The following is a 22,759-nucleotide window of genomic DNA, read 5'->3' as shown; positions in this document are numbered from 1 at the left end:
CACCACCTAAGAAACCTCAGGCACTTAAGACACACCGAAGCTGACTGCTGATAGTTATTTTATATTGTATTTTTTCAAAATCGGCAACACCTTATCCAATGGTATGGCCTCAATTTTATGCCCATCCTTGCCCTCGGTGGTGGTGGCCATGAATAGCGAATTGAGGATGGCTTCTTCGGTGGCTTCGATGGCGGCCATGAACAGGCCGGACATGGCGTCGTTGCGCAATACGGTCTGTGTTTGAGTGAGGTCCTTGGAGTCGTGTTTGACCCTCGTTTCAGGAGCGGTGCTAAAAGCAATGACGTAGTCGCCGCTGCCATTGGAAGCAATGCCCCCCGTTTTGCCCAGGCCTAAAAAAGCACGTTTGGCCAGGCGCTCCAGATTGCGGCTATCCAGTGGTGCATCGGTGGCCACCACGATCATGCAGGAGCCGTCGGCTTTGTCCTTGAAGTATTCGCTGAGATAGTATTGTTTCAGTTCTTTGCCTACCGGGGCACCGTTGATTTCCAGGACGCCGCCGAAATTGGTTTGCACCAGCACGCCGAGGGTGTATCCACCCAATTCGGCTGGGAATTTCCGCGAGGCTGTGCCAATCCCTCCTTTAAAATTGAAACAAACGGTGCCTGTCCCTGCGCCCACACAACCTTCGGCCACCGGTCCGGATTTGGCATTTTTCAAGGCTTCCCAGACGTGCTCCTTGCGAAGGTGTCGCCCCCGGATGTCGTTGAGGTAGCCGTCGTTGGTTTCGCCAACCAACGCATTGACCGACTGGGCTTTTTCATTGCCGGGCTGGTTCAGGGTGTATTCGATGAGGGCATCTATGGCGGTGGATACATTGAGCGTATTGGTTAGGGCAATGGGCGTTTCGAGGTTGCCCAACTCTTGCACCTGGGTGCTGCCCGCCAGTTTGCCAAACCCATTGGCAACAAAGATTGCGGCGGGAATTTTGTTTTGAAACAAATTGCCCGTATCCGGTACAATCACCGTGACTCCCGTACGGATGTTTTGACCTTCGCGCAGGGTATGGTGACCGACCTGGACATTGCCAACATCAGTAATGGCGTTGTGGCGGCCAGTGGGGAGTACGCCGACGCGGAGGCCAAGGGCGCGGGCGCGGGTTTGGGCTTGGGACATGGTGAGGAGGCTGAAGACAAAAAGAGTGGTAAATAGTTTGCGCATCAGAATTTGAATTCGTTGGGTTATTGTCGCAACCAGATGTGGTATTCATGGTCTAAATTCAACCAATACTGGGCTGAGGTATTAAAAATTTCGCCAAGAATCCTGGCCGTATCAAGACTAATGCTTTTTTCGTTGTTCAACAACTCATTGATGTGCTTTTGTGAAAATGCAGTAACTTCTGCGAATTCTTCCCGGCCCCATTCGCGTAGTTCTAGTTGTTCGTGAATGAAATAGCCAGGTCCAAATTTTTTGACGGGTCTTATTTGTGAGGTTTGATTCATGTTATTAGGAGTGGTTATTTGATGTTGTTGAAAATAACGAAAATAAGGTGGTTGCCAAAAATATGGCTTTTGGGTTAAAGTTGAAAACAATTTGGCGAGCCTTCCAATTTATTTGGGCCTTATAGTCACAAAGTCATAAATGGTAAAATACTTGTTCAGTTCCGCTAAAAAACATAATTTTATCCAATCCAAATGTAAAATATGTACCTCAACGACCAACAAGTACAAACAATCCGGGACTATTTTCAAAACAAACCAGTTTTGAAAGCTTACTTGTTTGGCTCTTACGTACGTGGTGAGGCCGAGGAAAAAAGTGATGTAGACATTTTGGTCGAATTGGACTATACTCAACCAGTCGGGCTGGAGTTTGTAGGCATGAAATTGGATCTTGAGGATTTACTGGGTAGAGAAGTGGATTTGGTTTCTGCTAGGGGGCTTTCTGAGTTTATTGGCCCTCTTATTCATCAGGAAAAAGAGTTGCTTTATGCCAGATAAATTTGGGGATAAGGGGCGGATAGAGCATATACTCAAAGCCATCAAGACCATTGAATCCTACATTCAAAAAATCACGTTTGAACAATTTCAGCAAGACAACATGCGCCTGGACGCCTGTATTAGGCAGTTAGGAATTATCGGAGAGGCGGCCAATCGGGTTTCTGAAGAACTAAAGCAGACCTCATCTCAGGTACCCTGGCGTCAAATAATTGGTTTGCGGAATGTGCTGATTCATGAATATTTTGGAGTTGATGATAAAAGCATTTGGGATATTATCACAGTGAATCTACCAGTTTTAAAGGGAGGTTTGGAGCATGTGCTTTCCGAGATTGGTTCGTAATTACTGATGCCCAACCCAAAAATGTTCAATAGTATAGAGACCAGAATCACTAGCAGTACATTCTTTGATTTTTTCGATGACTTTTATATATGTGCTTTTGTCAAATTGAGACCAGCCATTACCTTTGTCAAGGTGTTGTTTCCAAAAATCTTTTAATTCACCTACATTACATAGGGCAAGTCCTTTGAAAAGTAGCCTATCAATTGGCGGGTGAATCTTTTTGACTTTTTCGTGCTCATGATAGCCGCCGCAGACAAAAATAGTTTTGAGGTAGACATTGATGAGTTTTGCAGCTACACCATAAGAGATTTTCTTATCAGATTGCGCAATTAATTTTTCACACCATGCATTGTGCTCCTCGTCAAAATTATCAGGCAAACTACCTGGATAATCAATATATCTCTTCAATTCTATACCATCAATCAACTCCTTTGCCAGTTCAACTTTAAACCGTTGTCCCAAAACACTAGCAGCCCGGCCCGCAGCCCAAACTGCAAACTTATGCTTGTGATTTTCAATCTTAAATTCTTCTTTACACAGATTCATACCCTTTAAGTCTTTTATAGAAAGTATCTTACGATAATTTTAAGTAAAAGTTACATTGGATTCAATTCACCACCTGCCGATAATACCCCACCATCTCCCGTCCCAGCGCATACACATCCCGCCACTCAAAATACCAGGGACTCACCCCACTCACTGCCTTAAATCCCTTTTTCCGAAACAACATCTTACTCCTCGTCAAATGGAAGTATTGCGAAACCACAATGACACTTTTGAACCGCAAAGAATCCTGTAAACCGAGCGTATTGACAACCGATAAGGTGGTATTGTTTCCTTGGTTGTCCACTATGATGAGGCTATCCGGCACCCCATTTTTGAGCAAATAATCCCGCATTTTATCCCCCTCGTAATGGCCTTCTTTGCCTAGGCCGCCACTGACGAGGAGTCGTTTTACCCGACCTTGTTGGTACAGTTTTAGGCCACAATCGACTCGTTTGGCCAGGCGGGTGGAGAGGGTTCCATCTTCGTTGACCTTATTGCCCATGATGACGCCGAGGTCGGCAGATTGCTGGTGATCCCATAAGCCGTCGACGATGGTTATACTGAGGTGTAGGAATATCCAGAGCAGCAAAAGGAAGAGGCTGTACTTGGTGTAGCGGAGGATGGGTTTGTTCATTTGATTTGGCAAAGGTGATAAAGTGTTGTTCAAATGTAGCCCGTATTTTGGGATTTGCAAATTTAGAGTTAGGTTGATGGTTACTGTTGAATAGCCTACGTTAAAGAGCTTTTCGAAAGTCTGAAACTTTCGAAAAGGCGTCTTAGGTTTGAGATTTAAGCACCATTTGGGAACCTCTTTTCGAAAGTTTCAGACTTTCGAAAAGCTCAAATAAGCACCATTTTGTAAAATGAAATACTAGTCATATTGCTCACTTTATTTCTAGTTCCTATGCAGAAAAACTGCGAACCAATAGTGCTTTGTGCCTTCGCGCCTTGGTGGCGCAAAAAATGTCTAATAGTGCATCCAAACCCTATAACAGGCAAAAAGCCAACCCAAGTATCCACTATTTTCCCTTAACTTGCCCCGATCATTCAGCACAAATCATGCCTATATGCTCGGGTTAAAACCATACTTTTTTGCGCTATTTTTTCTCCCCATTTTTCTTGTCGCCCAAAACCCCAAAGTCACCATTTCCGGTTTATTGAAAGACGCTTCCACCAAAGCCCCACTCTCCTTTGTCAATGTCGTTTTTAAATCCCCGCAAGACAGCAGTTTGATCACAGGCACCATCAGCAATGAAGAAGGGCGATTTAGTGTGGCCGAGCTCAGCAGTGGCACTTATGTTTTGGAGTTGTCGCTAATCGGCTACCGTCGCAGCATCCAAAGGGTGGAAGTAGGTAAGTTGAGTGCTTTCCTGGACCTGGGCATCCTTGAGCTCCAGGAAGACGCCGTGCAACTTGGCGAAATAGTCGTCAGCGGCCAGCAAGACGAGGTCAATAGCCGCATGGACAAAAAGACCTTTTCCCTGAGTGACAACCTCAGCCAAAGTGGTGGTTCGGTGCTGCAAGCCATGAAAAACCTTCCCGGTATCACCACCGACAACGACGGCAAAGTACAACTGCGCGGCAGCGACAAAGTCACCATCCTGATCGACGGCAAACAAACCGCCCTGACGGGTTTTGGCAACCAAAAAGGCCTGGACAACATCCCCGCCTCCGCCATTGAAAAAATCGAAATCATCAACAACCCTTCCTCCAAATACGATGCCAATGGCAACGCTGGCATCATCAACATCATTTACAAAAAGAACCAGGAGGAAGGCTGGAATGGAAAAATTGGTGTAATGACTGGCCTGGGCGCCTTGTGGCCCAAAGCAGAAAGCTTGCCGGGAATCCGTACACAATACCAGGTTACCCCTAAATTTAATCCCTCGGTAGCCCTCAATTACCGCCGCAAAAAACTCAACACCTTCTTACAAAGCGATTGGCTCTTGGACAAAACCTTGAACCGCAACGAATTCACCACCCGTTTTTACGAAGATGGTGAGGTGGTCAGGCAACAGGTACAGCGCAACCGCACCACCACCAATATTGCCGCTAAAGCAGGTATCGATTATGCCATCAGTGCCAATGATGCCCTCACGATTTCCGGTCTGTACAGTAGCGAACATGTATTGGATGATGGCGATATTCCTTATTTCAATCAGAATTTATCCGAACGCCGCCGCCTGTGGCAGTTCCACGAAGATGAATACAATACGGCTTTTACAGGTTCGGCGGTGTATCAGCACAAGTTCAAACAGGCCGGGCATTTGCTCAATCTCAGTTTCAATTACACCTTTCACCGGGAGGACGAAAAATACTTCCTGACCAACATCAATCCAACTTTTACCGGCCGAGACACCTTTAAATTGATTGCTGACGAAAATGTTTCTGACCTGAATCTGGATTACGTCAAACCCTTGAAACACGGTAGGGTAGAGGCTGGTTTCAAATTCCGCCGCCGCTACATCCCCACCAATATGCGCTTTTTCCCGGGGATCAATTCACCGCTGGATACCAATGCGGCCGGCTGGGCCAATTACGGCGAAACCATTCCCGCTCTGTACAGCAATTACATTTATGAGCGCCACAATTTTGAAGTGGAAGCAGGGTTGCGGGTAGAGTACGTCCAACTGAAATATGCCGTAAACCCCGAGCACAATACCTACAAAAGTGACGGCTACAACTACATCCAGCCCTTTCCCAGCGTACGCCTGAGTTACAACCTGAAAGCGAACCACAAACTATCCCTCTTTTACAATCGCCGAGTCGACCGGCCTGACGAAGGAGACATCCGCATTTTTCCCAAATACGATGAACCCGAGATTTTGAAAGTGGGCAACCCGGCCCTAAAACCGCAGTTCACGAATACCATCGAGTTGGGTTATCGAACTTCCTGGGCCAAGGGTTACTGGTATTCAGCCTTGTACCACCGCATCGTCGATGGCACCAAAATCCGCATAGGTACCATCGTGCCGGGCAGCAACATCATCTACAACATTTACCAAAACGCGGGACTGAGTTACAATACGGGACTGGAATGGATTGTACAACAGTCCGTGAGCAAGTGGTTTTCCTTCAACGCCAACCTGAACGTGTACCGCAACGTCATCGATGCATTTACGATAGAAAACAAATACCCCGTACCCTCGGTATTTTCCGCAGCAAAAACGACCTACACGGCCGGTAATGCCAAATTGAACCTCGCTTTCAAATTCCCCAAACAACTCGACCTGCAAGTGACCAGTATTTACCTCGCACCAGACATCATCCCGCAGGGCAGAATCGCGGCCCGCTTTTCGGTAAACCTGGGTTTGAAAAAAACGATCCAGGATGGCAAGGGCGAATTGTTTTTGAATGGAACGGATGTATTGAATACCCTGCGGATTCAAAAAACGATTACGGGCAGTGGTTTCTCTTACACGACGACGGATTATTACGAAACGCAGGCTTTCCGGGTGGGGTACAGTTGGAAGTTTTGACCAGAAGGTTGATGTGATAAAATTAAAGGTCATGACCCAGAATGCCTTGGTAATAAGTGCGCATAATTCCACGTTTAACCATCCAAATCGACACAAATGGCACTGGAAGCAAACAAAGATGAACAAGCTAAGCAAGGCTCAACACCTTTTGCCCAAACCTATTTCCACGGAACCAAGGCTGACTTAAAAATTGGCGATCTGATTGAACCAGGGTTTAACTCAAACTATGGAAAGAGAAAAAATGCCAAATACATTTTTTTGTCTGCGACCTTGGAGGCTGCGATTTGGGGAGCTGAACTTGCTTTTGGCACAGCACAAGAACGAATTTATTTGGTAGAACCAACCGGAGCTATCGAAGATGACCCCGACTTGACCGACAAAAAATTCCCCGGCAATCCGACAAAATCCTATCGCTCGACTGATCCCTTTAGAGTGGTAGGGGAAGTTACCATTTGGAAAGGGCACCCAGCAGAACAGGTTAAGGCCATGAAAGACGCTTTGGAAAAGTTGAAGGAGCAAGGTATTGATTCGCTCAATGACCACTAATGATTGAAATGGAATGAGCGAACTTTTACGACAACAAATAGAAAAAATAACCCTGCTGTCAGACGCAGAGTTTGACTATGTTTTGTCCCATTTTGTAAAAAAGAAATTCAAAAAACACCAGTTTGTTGTTCAGGAAGGTGAACATGTCACCTACGATTATTTCATTTTGAATGGCTGTTTAAAATCATACTTTACCGACCACAACGGCAAAGAACACATTCTGCAATTTGGCATGCAAGACTGGTGGATCACGGATTATCAGGCGTACTATGAGCAGTCGACGGCAAGCATCAATGTTGACTGCATTGAAGCCAGCGAACTGCTTTGTTTGTCCCTACAGAATCGGGAAAAATTGTGTTCAGAAATGCATAAAATCGAGCACTTTTTCCGAAAAAAAACCAATAAACACAATGTGGCTTTACAACAACGCATCCTCTCCTTGTTGAGCCACAACGCCAAGGAAAAATACGAGCAGCTGATGCAGTTGCATCCACAGCTTTTTCAAAAAGTCCCCAAACAATTGATCGCTGCCTATCTCGGTGTTACCAGAGAAACCTTGAGCCGACTCAATTCTTCTTCGAAATAATGTGCGCTACCTCACAGCAAAGTTGTGAGGTATGTCCTTTCGATTTCCTTGCCTTCCTTTGACCTTTGTGCTGTCAACAAAATGGTAAAAAACAGCACCAACATGAAAAGGCGAAACGCAGTAAAAGCAATGGTTTTGGCGGGTGTTTCAAGCTCTTTTCTTCCAGTTTTTGGCCATCAACCAACCCTTAAAACTAAAAAAGCAATGTGGAATAAAACGAAATTCACCGAACTATTGGGGATAGATTATCCCATTGTGCAAGGGCCATTTGGTGGCGGATTGTCGTCTGTAGCACTCACTAGTACCGTTTCAAATGCGGGCGGTTTAGGTTCATTTGGGGGACAACCTTATTCAGCCAGTGAAATTATTGAAATCAGTAAAGAGATCAGGAAGTTTTCCAACAAGCCCTTTAACATCAATTTGTGGGTGAACGATCGAGATGCCCGCCTGGCAGATTTTGGGGATGATGATTATAAAAAGCTAACGGCTTTATTTGAACCCTATTTTAAGGAATTGGGTTTGCCGATACCTGAAAGACCCCGCAATCTTGGGACCAAATTTGAAGAACAAATCGAAGCCATTTATGAAGCCAAACCGGCCATCTTCAGTTTTGTATACGGCATACCTTCAGCAAGCATCCTGGAAAATTGCCGAAGACTGGGGATAAAAACACTTGGCGCAGCAACGACAGTAGATGAAGCAATTGCTTTGGAAAACGCTGGAGTTGATGCAATAGTGGCAACAGGTTTTGAAGCGGGTGGGCATCGGGTTTCATTTTTGAGGTCGGCTGAAGATTCTTTAACCGGAACATTTTCATTGATCCCCCAGGTAGCCGACCAGGTAAAAATCCCGATCATCGCAGCTGGAGGAATTGCCGATGCCAGAGGAATAAAAGCAGCATTGGCCTTAGGGGCTGATGCGGTACAAATGGGAACCGCTTTTTTGGCCACTGCACAATCCAACGCATCACAAGATCACAAAGACAAATTGTTTACACCGGACGCAAAATACACGACCCTTACCAAAGTATTTACGGGCAGGTTGGCAAGAGGAATCAGAAACAGGCTTACGGAAGAACTAAAGGATCACCAAAATTTACTGGCACCTTATCCATTACAAGGTAAATTTATGGGCTTATTAAAAGCGTACCCGGCAACGGCCAATTCAAACCCCGATTTTAAAGCATTTTGGGCTGGACAATCAGTATCATTGCTAAAATACCGGGATGCTAAAATTTTGATGGAGGCTTTGGTGAAGGAAATGAATGAAAAATAAGTAACGTGTAAAATATACTAAGAATGTGGGAATCATGTAACTGTTCCTCCTAACCGTGTAATGCTTTACGTGGTTAAGGGGGATATCTTTGCTTTGTGAGATGTAACAATTGGGTGGTAAAAATTTCACATAGTACTCTACCTCTAAAAAAGCAAAGATATGTTTCATCACGTAAAAGAATTGCAATTTAACGCACGCGTTTCCAAACCCGATGTTCGTTTCGCGAAGCTTCTTCTAGAACAATTTGGCGGGCCCAACGGGGAACTTAAAGCAGCCATGCAATATTTTGTACAGGCATTCGGCTGTCGAAAATCGGCTCCTGACAAGTATGATCTGCTCATGGACATTGCAACCGAAGAATTCAGCCACCTTGAAATTGTGGGTGCAACCATTCAAATGTTGCTCACGGGCGTAAACGGTGAATTGAAAAATGCTGCTGATGAATCTGACCTAAGCAAAATGTTAGATGGCAAAGCGGCAAAAGAAAATTACATCCACGAGGCCATGATCAATCCCCACTTCTTTGTTGTAAGTGGAGGCACACCTACCCTTACCGATAGTGTTGGCAACCCCTGGAGTGCCACCTACATTATGGGCATGGGAGATTTAACGGCGGACCTTCGTTTAAACATCGGTGCAGAAACCAGTGCTAAAATGGTTTACGAAAACTTGATGAAATTTACCGATGATGTTTATGTAAAAGAGTCATTGCGGTATTTAATGACCAGAGAGGTAGCCCACTTCCAAATGTTTCAAGCTGCATTAGATAGCATTGAGCCCAACTTCCCGCCGGGAATTTTGCAAAGTGACCCGAAGTTCAGCAACAAATATTTCAACATGTCTAAGGGCAACGATTTTAAAGGTCCCTGGAACGATGGGCCAAGCCCGGAGCTAAACGAAGACTGGCAATTCATTGAAGATCCATTGACACATGTTCGTGAAACAAACGGTTTGTTAGACGAAACAGCCCAAGGAACAGACCGCACAGAAAAAACGGTGCAAAAACAAAATAAAGCATTGAGCGCTGCCCGCAAAGCCGAAGTGGACGAAGCAACCCGGCCCTTAAATGGTGTAATGAGTTGGTCAGTTTACGAAGAGGAAATGGCAGCAGAATTGGAAACAAAATCAAGAAGATAATTTACATTTTATGGGAAAGCCTGTTCCAATTTTTTTGGGGACAGGCTTTTTTCACGCCAGGAGAAGAAATTCCAAAAACAAGGTGTGGATGGAAAATAATCAGTGAATCATGTAATTCTTCTCAGCAATCATGTAATGCCTTATTGGGTTAACAACAATATTTTTGCGGTACGCCATACAGTGTTTGTATGGTAAATTTTTCATATTCCCAATCTCTAAAAAATAGTAACCTATGATGATTGAAAAAAAAGTCCCCTTGCAACTTGTTTGTTTTTCTCATTTGCCATGGAAGTTTGTTTACCAACGTCCACAACATCTGATCAGCCGTTTTACAAAAAAATATGCTGTTTATTACATCGAGGAGTTTACCAACAGTACCGAAGAAGATGGCTACTCCATCAATAAAACAATTGAAAACGTTACAGTTATAGTGCCACATTTGTGCAATCGCGTTCAAGGGGCACAAAATGAGGCAAAAAGAAAAGAAATCGTGCTGAAAAATCTTTTCAAAGCGCACGCTATACAATCCTATGTTTTCTGGTATTACACCCCAATGGCACTTGCCTATACCGCTAATTTTAAACCCTTGGCTACCGTATACGATTGTATGGATGAGTTGAGCGCTTTTAAATTTGCACCACCTGAGCTGAAAACATTTGAACAGCAATTGTTCAAAAAAGCGAATATCGTTTTTACGGGTGGCAACAACTTGTACAAGGCAAAAAAGGGACAGCATCACAACATCCATTCTTTCCCCAGTAGTATTGATAAAGCCCATTTTAAAGCAGCCAGAGACATCAATGAAGAAGTTGCCGACCAGGCAGCCATACCCCATCCTCGCTTAGGATTCTATGGGGTAATCGATGAACGTTTTGACATCGATTTAATCAAACAGGCGGCTGATGCCAAACCTGACTGGCAATTTGTTTTGGTAGGACCGGTTATAAAAATTGACGCCGCCACCTTGCCTAAAAATAAAAACATCCATTACCTCGGCCCTAAAACTTACGAGGAGTTGCCTTCCTACCTGAGTGGCTGGGATATTGCATTGATTCCATTTGCCATCAATGAATCTACCCGCTACATCAGCCCAACCAAAACACCAGAATACCTTGCCGGGGGGAAGCCGGTAATTTCTACCGCCATCACCGATGTAATCAACCCTTATCAGGAATTGGGCTTGGTACACATTGTACAAAATGCCGAAGACCTGCTGCAAATGGCCACATCAGAGTTAAGCATAAGCGACAAGAGCGAATGGCTGGGCAAGGTGGATGAATACCTCAGTACCATCTCATGGGATGCCACCTGGGAAAGGATGCATGAACTGATGCAAAACGAAATGGAGTCAAATCAAGATTTACAAACCGACAAAATCAATCAATATGTATGATTATTTGATCGTAGGGGCAGGACTGGCAGGGTCGGTACTGGCAGAGCGCTTGGCATCAAAAGCCAATAAAAAGGTGTTATTGATCGACAAGCGAAATCACATTGCTGGGAACACTTTTGATTATTACAACAGCGATGGTATTCTGGTGCATAAATACGGGCCGCATATTTTTCATACCAACAGCAAAGAAGTTTTTGACTACCTCAGCAATTTTACGGAATGGCGGCCTTACGAACACCACGTATTGGCAAGTGTGGATGGGCAATTGGTACCCATACCGATCAACCAAAATACCGTCAATGCCCTGTATGGGTTAAATCTTTCTCAGCTGCAGGTACAGGATTTTTTTAATTCAAAAGCAGAAAAAAAAGACCAGGTCCTTACCTCCGAAGATGTGGTAGTCAATGCAGTAGGCAGAGAACTGTACGAGAAATTTTTCAAACATTACACGATCAAGCAATGGGCGCTCGATCCATCTGAACTGGATGCTTCTGTAACGGCAAGGGTGCCCACCCGCACCAATAAAGACAACCGGTATTTTACGGATAGTTATCAGGCAATGCCCCTGCATGGGTACACCAATATGTTTCAGCGCCTATTGGATCATCCCAACATCCACATCATGCTTAATACTGATTACAAAGACCTGGTTGATGAAATCGATTTTAAGACTTTAATTTATTCCGGGCCTATTGATGCCTATTTTGATTTTTGTTTCGGAAAACTTCCTTACCGCTCCATCAATTTTAAAAGCCAAACCATCGACAGTGAAAATTACCAACCCACTGGAACGGTCAATTATCCAATGAGCCAGGCCTACACCCGCATCACCGAATTTAAACACCTAACCGGGCAAAAGCATGAAAAAACTTCCATTGTATTTGAGTACCCTACCGCCGAAGGCGACCCCTACTACCCCATACCACGTAAAGAAAATATGGCAATATACAATCAGTATAAAACATTGGCTGCCGCAGAACCCGATACCTTTTTCACCGGCCGCTTGGGGACTTACAAATATTACAACATGGATCAGGTAATCGCTCAATCACTAACCTTGTTCAAAAAAATAATGCAGGCGGAACAGCTCCAGATCAAAAATGAACCCATCAAATCATCAAATGGCACGGTACAGTTTACTCCGAATATCCCTAAACAATGAAAAACAACAATCCATTTCATTCTTTTTGGATGGCCGGTTACGAGTGTGCCGACCATTTAAATGCTTTTGGTGTAAGGGTTGACCTGATTAACAGCACCGGCCACCTTCATTTAATGGATACTGACTATAAAAACCTTGCTCCTTTTAAAATCGCTACCGTACGGGAAGGAATTAGATGGAGCAAGGTAGAAACAAAACCCTACCACTACGACTGGTCGGTGGTCAGTACCATGATACAAAGTGGCCAGGCCAACAACATCCAGCAAGTTTGGGATTTATGCCATTTTGGTTACCCCGATGACTTGACGCCTTTGCATCCCCAATTCACCGATCGCTTTGTAGCATTGTGTACAGCATTTGTGCAATTTTATAGAAGCATCGATGCTACGTCCATTTTAATTGTTACGCCAATAAATGAAGTAAGCTTTTTATCCTGGTTGGGAGGCGATGTGAAAGGCACTTCACCCTACTGTACCAATCAGGGTTGGGAGGTCAAGTACAATTTAATGAAAGCGTACATCAAAGGAATTGATGCCCTAAAAGCCGTTGACCCCTCGGTGCGTATTTTAACCACCGAGCCACTGATCAACATTGTACCCAATACTGCCGCAACCCTGGAAGAAATTGAAAATGCGGCAGCACTGCACGAAGCTCAATTTCAGGTGACAGAAATTTTGTGCGGCCGGATGTGCCCTGAATTAGGGGGAAGCGAAGCTTACCTTGATATACTGGGGTATAATTTTTACTACAACAACCAATGGACAGCAGCACCACATGAATTTTTGGATTGGAAAATAGGCGAGCGAAATCCAAAATTTGCCCCTTTGCATCAATTGCTTGTTTCCGCTTTTAAAAAATACAATCGCCCCTTTGTATTGACCGAAACGAGTCATCCAAAAGAAGACCGGCCATTGTGGATTAAAATGATTGAAGTCGAGGCACAGAAACTTTTACGAGCTGAGCTTCCTTTTTGGGGCATTTGCTGGTATCCGATGGTCAACAGGCCCGATTGGGATTATTTGCATGATTGGCATTATGCAGGAATTTGGGATGACGTGTACAATAAAGATTCACCAGTAAGAGCCTTGCATGTACCCAGTGCAGAGGCACTGTTGGAGGCACAAAGCAGTTTAAATGAATGCTCTTTTTTATAAAATCACAACATGCACGGAAGCAAATTCATGTTTGCCACTGGAATTGAAAATAGTTATCCCACTATTTTGTTGCCGGATGGTACCACCAAGCGGGTAGATGAAATGGAGAAGACGGGTCATTACCTTCATTGGGAAAAAGATTTTGATTTGGTGAAAGAAATGGGGATAGAATTTTTGCGGTATGGCCCACCTTACTACAAAACCCACACAGCACCTGGTACCTTTGACTGGTCTTTTACAGACGTTACTTTTCAGCGGCTGAAGGAATTGGGCATTACACCATTGGTCGACCTCTGTCATTTCGGGGTGCCGGATTGGTTGGGGGATTTTCAAAACCCTGATTTTCCGCATTATTTTGCTGAGTATGCAAGCGCTTTTGCCACCCGATTTCCTCAACTACAGTTTTATACGCCGATTAATGAAATATTTATAGCTGCCATGTTTTCTGCACAATATGGCTGGTGGAACGAAAGGTTGAGTTCTGATCAGGCTTTTGTAAATGCATTGAAAATTATGTCAAAAGCAAATGTCATGGCCATGCATGCCATTTTAAAAATTCAACCAGAAGCAACGTTCATCCAAAGTGAATCCACCGAATATTTTCATGCTACCGAACCTAGCGCATTACCCCTTGCCCGTTTTTTAAATCAAAAGCGGTTCCTGTCGCTTGACCTTACCTATGGCTTCCCCCTCAATGTCAACATGTATGAATACTTGCTGCAAAATGGGATGACTAAAAACGAATACAATTGGTTTACCCAAAACCAGGTAAAAGCAAGGTGTATAATGGGAAATGACTATTATGTAACCAACGAACACCTGGTTCACCCCGATGGCTCTACCCAGGCATCAGGAGAGATATTTGGGTACTATGTACTAACCAATCAGTATTACAACCGGTACAAATTGCCCATCATGCATACCGAAACCAATATAAGAATGCCAGCTTGTAAAGAGTGGCTGCTAAAACAGTGGGCCAACCTGCACCGGCTCAAACAAGATGGAGTGCCGATTATAGGTTTTACCTGGTATAGTTTGCTGCACCAGGTGGATTGGGATTCTGCACTGAGGAATGATGCAGGAAACGTCAATGAACTGGGTTTGTACGACCTCGATCGAAACATCATGCCAGTAGGCGTAGCCTATAAGCAGTTGATCAAAGAATGGAAAGACATCCTCTTGGAAGAAAGTTATGGACTTCTATTTCAGCACCATTAGATTTTATGAAAAGTAGCTCAAAAAAGCCCGTTCTGGCCAAGTGAGCTGCTGTTCATAAAGTCTAATGATCACCTGAAGAAAATGGTATCTTCTTTTATGATGTCGGCAGTATAATGTGAAAATAAATCATGAGCGTCAATGCGGTCTTCATTTACTCGCGCTGTATGGATTACAGATGGCAGCTCTTTAAAAGGCTGTATATACGCACTTGCAACATCTTTAATTTGTGCGTCTTTACTTACAGTTTTTCTTTTTAATCCTAGTTTGAAGTTTTTCATTTTCGGGAACTTATGTTTAAGTGGAACAAGTTTTTCACCAGTGTAGTTATACTCCCTGTGTCGGATATAGCTACTTACCTGTACAAAATTAATGTAGTTGACCTTAAAAGATGTTACACAATTATTGTTTAATTTTACAAGATTAACGGCGTTATAGGGGCAAATGAACCTAGGCTCACAACCAATTTACATGCTAAGCAAAATCAATATTTTCTTGCTGACCCTGGCCTTTGTAGCTTTGATGGGTTGCAAAACCACCCAACTGAGCAACTCCGCCACCGCGGAAACGGGTATGTTTAAGGTAGCCATCCTTTATCCAAATGGAGAAGATAAAACCTTTGACATGGATTATTACGAAAAGAAGCACATGCCAATGGTAGCTGGGTTTATCGGCGAAAATTTAAAATTTTATGAAATTGACAAAGGGGTATCTGGTAGAACACCAACTGATAAACCACCTTATGTGGCCATAGGTTATTTTTACATTAAGGATGTGGCTTTATACAGTCAAGCGATTGCCAAAAACAGAGATGCCGTTGTCAATGACTTTAAAAATTATACCAACATCCAGCCCGTTGTGCAGATCAGTGAAATCAAATATTTGGTGCACAGTACCAAGAAATAGGAAAGGGAAAGAGGATGTGGACCCATTGGAAGATTTGAAAGACAGTTTGGTACAACACCCGAAAAATGTTCAAAAAACTCCTCGACAACCACAAACTGGGTGGCCTCAACTGCCTGCTTTGGAAAGATGGCCAAATTGTATACCAGGAAAGTTCCGGATACAAAAACCTGGAGACCCGGGAACCGATGGGCACCGATACCCTTTTCAGGATTGCTTCCATGACCAAACCCATAACTGCAGTCCTGGCACTGATATTGAGGGAAGAGCAAAAACTGGATTGGTACGACCCGATCACCAAGTGGTTTCCTCAATTCAGGCGTATGAAAGTCCTGAAAAATCCACAAGGAGAAACCGTGGATGCCACGCGACTCATCACCGTCCTTGACTTACTCACCCATCGGGCAGGTTTTACCTATAGCGATTTTCAGCAGGGACAACTCAAAGAAGACTACCTTCAGGCTTTGGGTGGAGACATCGATTCGGAACTCAGCCATGAACAATGGATCGATGGCCTGGCTGCTTTGCCCTTGCTCAATCAGCCAGGTGAACTATTCAATTATGGCCGTTCAAGCGATTTGTTGGGGATCCTCATTGCCACCATTGAAGGGAAGCCGCTGGGCAAGGTAATGGAGGAAAAAATATTCAGGCCATTGGGCATGAATGATACCTTTTTTGAGGTTCCAGACCACAAAAAAAGCAGGTGTGCCTCCAATTTTGGGTACGACGAATTGGGCAATCTGGTCAACCTTGAAACCGTTCCCTTAAACATGGCCTTTAAAGAACGCCCCCCTGGTTTAGCTTATGAATCGGGCGGTCAAGGACTGTGGTCCACGATTGGGGACTATTTAAAATTCGCCACCCTTTTCGTTCAAAACGGAAGTTCAAATGGCGTTCAACGCCTGAAACCGGAAAGTATGGAGATCATGTGTACCAATCAATTGACCGCTAATCAAAGGGCTCAGTCAACCTTGATGGGTAACCCGATTTTTAGCGAACATTATGGCTTTGGTTTGGGGCTGGCGGTAGTCATGAAAGAAAGCAAATATGGCTCGATCCCTTGCTCTGGCTCCATTGGCTCAGTGGGTTGGCCGGGTGCATATGGGGGTTGGTGGACTGCAGATCCTGTGAAAAAAACGGTTGCCATCTTTTTAACGCACAGCATGACCGAACCCCAACAACTGGCCCAAGGGATTGGATTTGAATTGTATGAGGCCATTGACATTTTTTCAAATTATTGCAAGGAACACAGTTAAAGTACCACCCAAAAATAGACAACTGAGTTTTGTTTCCTGATTTTTTGCCATCTCAATATTATTCAGGATATTACAGCTACCCTGTTTGTGGATTCATCCGCATTCATTCAATCCATTTATCAAGCAGCTTAATCACAACACAACTCTGTTTTATGAGCTCACGTCGTAACTTTTTACAAAAAATTACCGCATCAGCCATCGCCCTGCAAATCCCCGACTTTGTTTTGGGCGCCCAGGAGGAAGTAATCCCTCAAGAACCCTACGAAGGACCCGTTTTGCGGGTCGCCATCATGGGGCTGGGTAGTTATGGAAACCGCGTTGCCGGGGCCATGCAAGCCTCCCAAAAAGCCAAATTAGTAGGGGCGATCAGCGGTACACCTTCCAAACTCAAAGACTGGCAAAGCAAATACGGCATCCCGGAAAAAAACTGTTACAACTACGAGAATTTTGATGCCCTCAAAAACAACCCCGACATTGATGCGGTGTACATCATCACCCCCAATGCCTTGCACAAAGACCAGGCGATTCGGGTGGCCAATGCTGGCAAACACGTGATCTGTGAAAAACCCATGTCGATCAATGCCAAAGATGGCCAGGCCATGATCGACGCCTGCAAAAAGAACAATGTCAAATTACTGGTCGGCTACCGGATGCACTTTGAGCCCAAAACCCTCGAAATCATCCGAATGAGAAAGAATGGTGAACTGGGTAAAGTGTTGTTCTTCCAGGGCCTCTGCGGTTTCATCATCGGCGATCCTACTCAATGGCGCCTGAAAAAAGAACTGGCAGGCGGCGGCGCCATGATGGACATTGGGATCTATGCAATCAACGGCGCCCGCTACATGATCGGCGAGGAACCCATCTGGGTGACCGCCCAGGAAACCAAAACCAACCCTGAAAAATTCAAACCCGGCGTGGATGAGACAATCCAGTTTCAATTGGGTTTCCCGAGTGGCGCAGTGGCCTCCTGCCTGTCCACCTATTCGCTGAACAACCTGGATCGTTTTTTCCTGAATGGGGATAAAGGTTTTGCGGAAATGTTGCCCTCCACGGGTTATGGCCCCATCAAGGCCCGCACCAACAAAGGGGAATTGGACTACCCACACGTTACCCACCAAACCGTACAAATGGATGAAATGGCGGGGATTATTTTAGAGGGTAAAAAACCCATCGTACCAGTGGACGGAGAAGAAGGATTAAAGGACTTGAAAATCATTGATGCGATCTTTTTGGCCGCCAAGACAGGGAAGAAGGTGCCGCTGAAGTTGTAAATGACCTGAGTCACCCTGAGTTGAAAAACCAAAACCAGGCTAATCTAATCGCGGAGCGATTGAATCTTGAATAGCCGCGGTCGTCCGCGGAAAAATGGCAAGCAGAATGCTTCACAACCGCGGAAGCGGTTGAACAAACCGGGTCGAAATTCAACCGCTCCCGCGGTTGCGGAACCTTGCCAAACACCTATGCCCGCGGACGACCGCGGCTATTCAAGATTCAACCGCATCCGCGGTTGGAATTTCGGAATTCGGGGTGATTTATGACTAATCTAGAAACCAACAGTCATGAAATATTTACCAGCAGAAGACATCACCTTCCAATCAAAATTAAAAGAATCAGAACTCATTCAAAGGCTAGAAAATAGCATTGAACCGGTAAAAGCTTTTCGCTTTGGGTTGTTTAACCGCAAGGATACAAAACCCTATCAAGGTAAAATTGTTGAACACAGCTTCAACATCTCAAGAATCATCAATTACCGAAACTCGTTTTTGCCACAGATTAGCGGAAGCATTGAAAATACCTTTACTGGGAGTTTAATCAGGGTAAAAATGAGGCTACATGTTGTGGTGATTATTTTTCTCTGCATCTGGGGAGCTATTATGGGAGGCGTCTGTATCCTCTTTTTATCCCAAGCCTTTGGCAGCACTGATTTTGACCCAATGATGTTGATCCCACTTGGAATGTTAGTGGTGTTTTATGTAGTGATCATGCTTGCCTTTAAATATGAAAGCAAACAATCTATAGCGGACCTGCAAAGCCTGTTTGAAGCAGAGATAATCAATTGATCCTTTCCTTCACCCCCTGCAACTCCGGTAAGCTTGTACTTGGCCGATCCAAATAAAAATAAGCCGTCGAAGAATAATCATCCCTTCTATAAAAATTCACCCAGCCATCCGGAAAATCCGCATCAAAAATATCTTTGGGTTGATCCAACAAACGGATCGTTTTGTCTCCAGCCAGCACCATAATTGGCTTTAGGGGCGCTTTGTTTTTGACCAGTCGACGAATGTAGTCGCGCATTTCACCGCCCATTTGTTGGATAGCGCCGCTGAAATGCTGGAAAAAGAACACCTGATCGGGTACGTGAAAGCGGTAAAACGCATACTCCCGGGTACTGTCGTTGGCTACGGTACAACCCTGATACAGGTTCTTGTACACACCCAGGCCCCAGGCAGTGCCAATGTAATCTTCAGTACCCGTGCCGATGTAGGAAGGGTATTGCGCGTCGCCATCCATGTACAACTTGACCTCGCCTTCACACCAACCCGTGTTTTCATAACAAGCATCTGTTTTGATGCCCATATTCAGTCCCAGGTAGCGCCCTTTTCCGTCGATGCGGGGCAAAAATTCAAAATCCTTGCCTAGTTCCGAGCTTTTTTGACGGGTCCAAAAGGCGTGAAAATACAGGGCATCCGGCTCAGGTTTTTTCAACTCCACGAAGTCAATGTCGTAAAAGATCATTTCATTGGCCAACTCACTTTCATTGGTGATGGTGATTTTGGCTCCAGTTTTAAAGGGCATACTGATGAAACAGTTGAAAGACCGCCCTTCGGGATTCGCAAAAAGCGCCGTTTCCATACGTACCACTTTGGCCAAGCCAAAGCCAAAAAAATCGCCAAAAGGCACGTCCACTGCGGGTTTGCTTTGCCCATCCCAATACATGCGCAGCCGCATGGCGCGCAGCATTTCGGGCGAGCGGTCCCGCACCGTGAACCACATGCGCTGGATGATGCCCGGACCTTTGAGGTCTAAAAGGGTTTTGGTTTCGCCCGCTTTAAATTCCTCGAAGGCGTGGCCTTTGGCACCTTTATTGACTTTGCCCCCATTGTTGCTTACCCCATTGAAGTTCTCAAAGCTGCTGATGCTGCTGCGTTTGATGTTCTTTGGCATTTGGTGGAGGCTTTGGCCTTGGAGGAGAAAAGAAAAGACCAGGCCAAGAAGGACTAAACTGTGACGCATGGGTAATCAGGTTGTTTGTACTACGGATTGAGTAGTTGGTTGTGATGCAACAATGACGTATGCAAATGCTAAGTTACCTTACCGCTTTTGAATTTTATACTGCACTTGCTTTTCCATTATGACGCGCCCGGATTGAAACTGCACAATCAAAGAACCCTTTTGCATACCCCACTCGTCCGGCCAATGCTAATTTTACCATCATCAAATTCGCAAAAAACAGCAGCATGGCCAATCTTCCCAAAATAGTCACCACCCTGGGTATCCTATTGCTTCCCCTACTCAGTTTTGCGCAGCGCCCTTTCCTTGATAAAAGTGGAGGAGCGGCCAAAATGATGGTGCAAAACAAACCCTTCATCATCCTTGGTGCTGAAATCCACAATTCCACGGGTTCGGATACAGCTGGATTGAAAAAAGTACTCAAGCAGGCCAAAGCCCTGAACATGAACACCATCCTGGCCTATGCTTACTGGGAGTTCATTGAGCCCGAAGAAGGCAAATTCAATTTTTGGCTGCTGGATCAACTCCTGCTAGCCGCACGAAAGGAAAAACTAAAAGTAGCCCTCGTTTGGTTTGGCAGTTGGAAAAGTACCACTTCCTCCTATGCCCCCGCCTGGGTAAAAACCAATCCCCAGCGTTTTCCCCGACATACCCTGGCCGATGGCAAAACCCTGGAAATTCTTTCCCCCTTCAGCGAGGCCAATCGCAACGCCGACGCCAAGGCTTACGCGGCGTTGATGCAACACCTCGTCGCAGTTGACAAGGAACATACCGTGATTTTGCTGCAAACCGAAAACGAACCGGGTTGTTTTCAGGGCTACCGGGATTATTCTCCCGCCGCGCTCAAAGCCTGGGGCGCCGAAGTGCCCGCTGCAGTCATCACTTACCTCAATGCCAACAAGGGGAAACTGTTTCCCGCCCTGGAAAAGGCCTGGGCAAACAATGGCTACAAAACCCAAGGAACCTGGGAAGAGTTATTTGGCAAAAGCACGGCGGAAGGGGAGTACCCTTACTACAGCGAAGAGCTGTTTATGGCCTACCATTATTCCACTTACATCAACCACATTGCTGCGCAAGGCCGGAAGATTTTGGACCTGCCGACTTTTTGCAATGGCTGGTTGTACAACAAACGGGGAACCTACCCCCACGGCACCATCAACCCCCATGTGTTGGACCTGTACCGGGCGGGAGGTACTGCGCTGGACTTTTACTCCCCCAATGTGTACACCATCGATTACGACGATTTGTTCAGCAAATACAAAACGGGGGGCAATATCCTGTTCATCCCGGAAAGTTTGCTCTCACCCGCTGGGGTGCTCTACGCCATTGCCGAATACGATGCGATTGGTTTTGCCCCATTCGGCATTGATGGCTGGAACCGCAACGACGAACAAGTCAAACTCAACTTGAAATTGCTCGGTGAAATCAACGGTACCCTTCAACAGATGCAGGGCTTGATCAGCTCCAAATACAATTCGCCACAAATGCGCGGGGCCTACTTCGCTCCTCCCGCCCGCAACAAGGAAATTGAGTTGGGTGATTACAAACTAAGCATTGGCTCTTCGGCAGATTTCCGCTTCAGCATCGATTTTGGTAAATCGTTGGAACAAGTGGGCAAACAAGTCATTTCCTTTGCTGCATTGTCTGGTCAGGACGACCCCGCTCCCGGCCCTAATACGCCGCCCGCGGATAAACCTGCTCCGCCTGCATCGCCCTTTGGCGGTTTGCCCAAAGACATGGGAGCAGCGCTGGTCATCCAAAATGCAGCGGACGAGTTTTACATTGTTGGCTACGGGGTCAAGCTCAATTTTGCACTAAAGGAAGGTATCAGCTTCAATCACCTGGGCTTTCTGTCCATTGACGAGGGCTATTTCAAGCAAGATCAGTTCATCGCCACCAAACGTTGGAATGGGGATGAGCAAAAGGTGAGTTTGCCGGGGCAGCAATTGACGGTGCTGAAGGTGAGGTTGTATCGGATTTGAATACTTGGTTTGGAGGAGGATGAGGCGTTTACGCATACATAAACGCCTCATCCCCCTCGGCTATTTTCCTTACATTCTCCAAAACCCTCTTCATATACACCCGCCAAAAAGTTTTTGTGAACAACCAATTCAGGGGGTACAACCAGACCACTTCGGCGTGCATCGTATAGGTGTATTCGATCAAAATTTGCTTGGGCTCCAATTCCGTCGTCCGCCATTCTCCTACAAATTTTGAAAAGCCCAGCATCCAGGCTTTGAACTCACTCACCTCGATTTTCCAGTATTGGTTTTCGATGCGTTCGATGACCCGATCCATGGAGGCCTCGCCACCAGGCTGGCTAAAGGAGGGCGCTACAAATACCCTTTTGCTGCTGCCGGGCTGGCCCCAGTTTTCGTCTTCGGTGCAATGGGTCACTTTGGGCATGATGCCGTAGCCGGTGTGCACTTTGGACACGTCACAAAGCATGGGCGCTTTAAAGGCACGCTCCAGTGAGCAGTGGTAAATGGTTTTGACGGTAACGCTGGTGGTCATATAGAGGAGTTTTTAGGTGGGTTTTGTGCTTTCCGTACGCCTTCGGCCAATAGCGACATCAACCGGA

At 45.4% G+C, this 22,759-nt stretch carries 23 protein-coding genes; 16 read left to right on the top strand and 7 right to left on the bottom strand.

The window, feature by feature from the left end; all coding sequences use genetic code 11:
• Nucleotides 1–54: 54 nt before the first annotated feature.
• Together ACO08K_RS10165 and ACO08K_RS10160 are read right to left on the bottom strand one after the other, a co-directional pair.
• Nucleotides 55–1,179, bottom strand: coding sequence for a P1 family peptidase (locus ACO08K_RS10165; protein WP_421796287.1), 1,125 nt, complete (start codon nt 1,177–1,179; stop codon nt 55–57).
• Nucleotides 1,180–1,199: 20 nt separating this feature from the next.
• The gene (locus ACO08K_RS10160) at nt 1,200–1,460 is read right to left on the bottom strand and encodes a helix-turn-helix transcriptional regulator (RefSeq protein WP_421796286.1); all 261 of its coding nucleotides are present in this window, start codon (nt 1,458–1,460) and stop codon (nt 1,200–1,202) included.
• 201 nt (nt 1,461–1,661) lie between these two features.
• On the opposite strand from ACO08K_RS10160, the gene ACO08K_RS10155 reads away from it, so the two are divergent.
• The gene (locus ACO08K_RS10155) at nt 1,662–1,955 is read left to right on the top strand and encodes a nucleotidyltransferase family protein (protein WP_421796285.1); all 294 of its coding nucleotides are present in this window, start codon (nt 1,662–1,664) and stop codon (nt 1,953–1,955) included.
• The gene (locus ACO08K_RS10150) at nt 1,945–2,295 is read left to right on the top strand and encodes a DUF86 domain-containing protein (protein WP_421796284.1); all 351 of its coding nucleotides are present in this window, start codon (nt 1,945–1,947) and stop codon (nt 2,293–2,295) included. Before ACO08K_RS10155 ends, ACO08K_RS10150 begins: the two co-directional genes overlap by 11 nt.
• Here the strand turns inward: ACO08K_RS10150 and ACO08K_RS10145 are convergent, their stop codons facing one another.
• Nucleotides 2,296–2,841, bottom strand: coding sequence for a hypothetical protein (locus ACO08K_RS10145; protein WP_421796283.1), 546 nt, complete (start codon nt 2,839–2,841; stop codon nt 2,296–2,298). It lies immediately after the preceding gene.
• Nucleotides 2,842–2,902: 61 nt separating this feature from the next.
• Nucleotides 2,903–3,475 carry a YdcF family protein gene (locus ACO08K_RS10140; protein ID WP_421796282.1) on the bottom strand — a complete coding sequence of 191 codons (573 nt, stop codon included), beginning with the start codon at nt 3,473–3,475 and terminating at the stop codon, nt 2,903–2,905.
• 433 nt (nt 3,476–3,908) lie between these two features.
• On the opposite strand from ACO08K_RS10140, the gene ACO08K_RS10135 reads away from it, so the two are divergent.
• The 9 genes from ACO08K_RS10135 to ACO08K_RS10095 all read left to right on the top strand — a co-directional run bounded on the left by ACO08K_RS10135 (nt 3,909) and on the right by ACO08K_RS10095 (nt 14,791).
• The gene (locus ACO08K_RS10135; protein ID WP_421796281.1) at nt 3,909–6,320 is read left to right on the top strand and encodes an outer membrane beta-barrel protein; all 2,412 of its coding nucleotides are present in this window, start codon (nt 3,909–3,911) and stop codon (nt 6,318–6,320) included.
• A 96-nt stretch (nt 6,321–6,416) separates the two neighbouring features.
• Entirely contained in the window at nt 6,417–6,866 is a 450-nt protein-coding gene (arr, locus tag ACO08K_RS10130) for an NAD(+)--rifampin ADP-ribosyltransferase (protein ID WP_421796280.1), read from the top strand.
• A 13-nt stretch (nt 6,867–6,879) separates the two neighbouring features.
• Nucleotides 6,880–7,452 carry a Crp/Fnr family transcriptional regulator gene (locus ACO08K_RS10125; protein WP_421796279.1) on the top strand — a complete coding sequence of 191 codons (573 nt, stop codon included), beginning with the start codon at nt 6,880–6,882 and terminating at the stop codon, nt 7,450–7,452.
• A gap of 204 nt (nt 7,453–7,656) precedes the next feature.
• On the top strand, nt 7,657–8,727 hold the full coding sequence (locus tag ACO08K_RS10120; protein WP_421796278.1) for an NAD(P)H-dependent flavin oxidoreductase: 1,071 nt from the start codon (nt 7,657–7,659) through the stop codon (nt 8,725–8,727).
• 159 nt (nt 8,728–8,886) lie between these two features.
• Nucleotides 8,887–9,864 (top strand): manganese catalase family protein, encoded by a 978-nt coding sequence (locus ACO08K_RS10115; protein WP_421796277.1) that lies wholly within the window; start codon nt 8,887–8,889, stop codon nt 9,862–9,864.
• Nucleotides 9,865–10,096: 232 nt separating this feature from the next.
• Nucleotides 10,097–11,257: a glycosyltransferase family 1 protein gene (locus ACO08K_RS10110; RefSeq protein WP_421796276.1), complete on the top strand. Its 1,161-nt coding sequence runs from the start codon at nt 10,097–10,099 to the stop codon at nt 11,255–11,257.
• A complete protein-coding gene (gene glf / locus ACO08K_RS10105) occupies nt 11,250–12,419 on the top strand; it encodes a UDP-galactopyranose mutase (protein WP_421796275.1) in 1,170 nt (389 codons plus the stop codon). Before ACO08K_RS10110 ends, glf begins: the two co-directional genes overlap by 8 nt.
• Nucleotides 12,416–13,573, top strand: coding sequence for an amine oxidase (locus tag ACO08K_RS10100; protein WP_421796274.1), 1,158 nt, complete (start codon nt 12,416–12,418; stop codon nt 13,571–13,573). Before glf ends, ACO08K_RS10100 begins: the two co-directional genes overlap by 4 nt.
• Before the next feature lie 9 nt (nt 13,574–13,582).
• Nucleotides 13,583–14,791, top strand: coding sequence for a family 1 glycosylhydrolase (locus tag ACO08K_RS10095; RefSeq protein ID WP_421796273.1), 1,209 nt, complete (start codon nt 13,583–13,585; stop codon nt 14,789–14,791).
• Nucleotides 14,792–14,859: 68 nt separating this feature from the next.
• Here the strand turns inward: ACO08K_RS10095 and ACO08K_RS10090 are convergent, their stop codons facing one another.
• The gene (locus ACO08K_RS10090) at nt 14,860–15,069 is read right to left on the bottom strand and encodes a hypothetical protein (RefSeq protein WP_421796272.1); all 210 of its coding nucleotides are present in this window, start codon (nt 15,067–15,069) and stop codon (nt 14,860–14,862) included.
• 190 nt (nt 15,070–15,259) lie between these two features.
• On the opposite strand from ACO08K_RS10090, the gene ACO08K_RS10085 reads away from it, so the two are divergent.
• The 4 genes from ACO08K_RS10085 to ACO08K_RS10070 all read left to right on the top strand — a co-directional run bounded on the left by ACO08K_RS10085 (nt 15,260) and on the right by ACO08K_RS10070 (nt 19,007).
• Nucleotides 15,260–15,694 (top strand): EthD family reductase, encoded by a 435-nt coding sequence (locus ACO08K_RS10085; RefSeq protein WP_421796271.1) that lies wholly within the window; start codon nt 15,260–15,262, stop codon nt 15,692–15,694.
• 65 nt (nt 15,695–15,759) lie between these two features.
• Nucleotides 15,760–16,947, top strand: a complete 1,188-nt coding sequence (locus tag ACO08K_RS10080; protein ID WP_421796270.1) for a serine hydrolase domain-containing protein — start codon at nt 15,760–15,762, stop codon at nt 16,945–16,947.
• Nucleotides 16,948–17,099: 152 nt separating this feature from the next.
• Nucleotides 17,100–18,218 (top strand): Gfo/Idh/MocA family protein, encoded by a 1,119-nt coding sequence (locus ACO08K_RS10075; RefSeq protein WP_421796269.1) that lies wholly within the window; start codon nt 17,100–17,102, stop codon nt 18,216–18,218.
• A 288-nt stretch (nt 18,219–18,506) separates the two neighbouring features.
• Nucleotides 18,507–19,007, top strand: coding sequence for a hypothetical protein (locus ACO08K_RS10070; protein WP_421796268.1), 501 nt, complete (start codon nt 18,507–18,509; stop codon nt 19,005–19,007).
• On the opposite strand, the gene ACO08K_RS10065 is transcribed toward ACO08K_RS10070, so the two are convergent.
• Entirely contained in the window at nt 19,000–20,112 is a 1,113-nt protein-coding gene (locus tag ACO08K_RS10065) for a glycoside hydrolase family 172 protein (protein ID WP_421796267.1), read from the bottom strand. The two genes, ACO08K_RS10070 and ACO08K_RS10065, sit on opposite strands and share 8 nt — an antisense overlap.
• Before the next feature lie 293 nt (nt 20,113–20,405).
• On the opposite strand from ACO08K_RS10065, the gene ACO08K_RS10060 reads away from it, so the two are divergent.
• Nucleotides 20,406–22,160 (top strand): DUF5597 domain-containing protein, encoded by a 1,755-nt coding sequence (locus tag ACO08K_RS10060; RefSeq protein WP_421796266.1) that lies wholly within the window; start codon nt 20,406–20,408, stop codon nt 22,158–22,160.
• A 28-nt stretch (nt 22,161–22,188) separates the two neighbouring features.
• On the opposite strand, the gene ACO08K_RS10055 is transcribed toward ACO08K_RS10060, so the two are convergent.
• Nucleotides 22,189–22,692: a hypothetical protein gene (locus tag ACO08K_RS10055; RefSeq protein ID WP_421796265.1), complete on the bottom strand. Its 504-nt coding sequence runs from the start codon at nt 22,690–22,692 to the stop codon at nt 22,189–22,191.
• Nucleotides 22,693–22,759: the final 67 nt, after the last annotated feature.

The sequence above is a fragment of the Haliscomenobacter sp. genome (assembly GCF_965225875.1).
GTDB lineage: Bacteria > Bacteroidota > Bacteroidia > Chitinophagales > Saprospiraceae > Haliscomenobacter.
The sequence above is the reverse complement of the archived record's forward strand: the minus strand, read 5'-3'. Positions and strand labels throughout refer to the sequence as shown.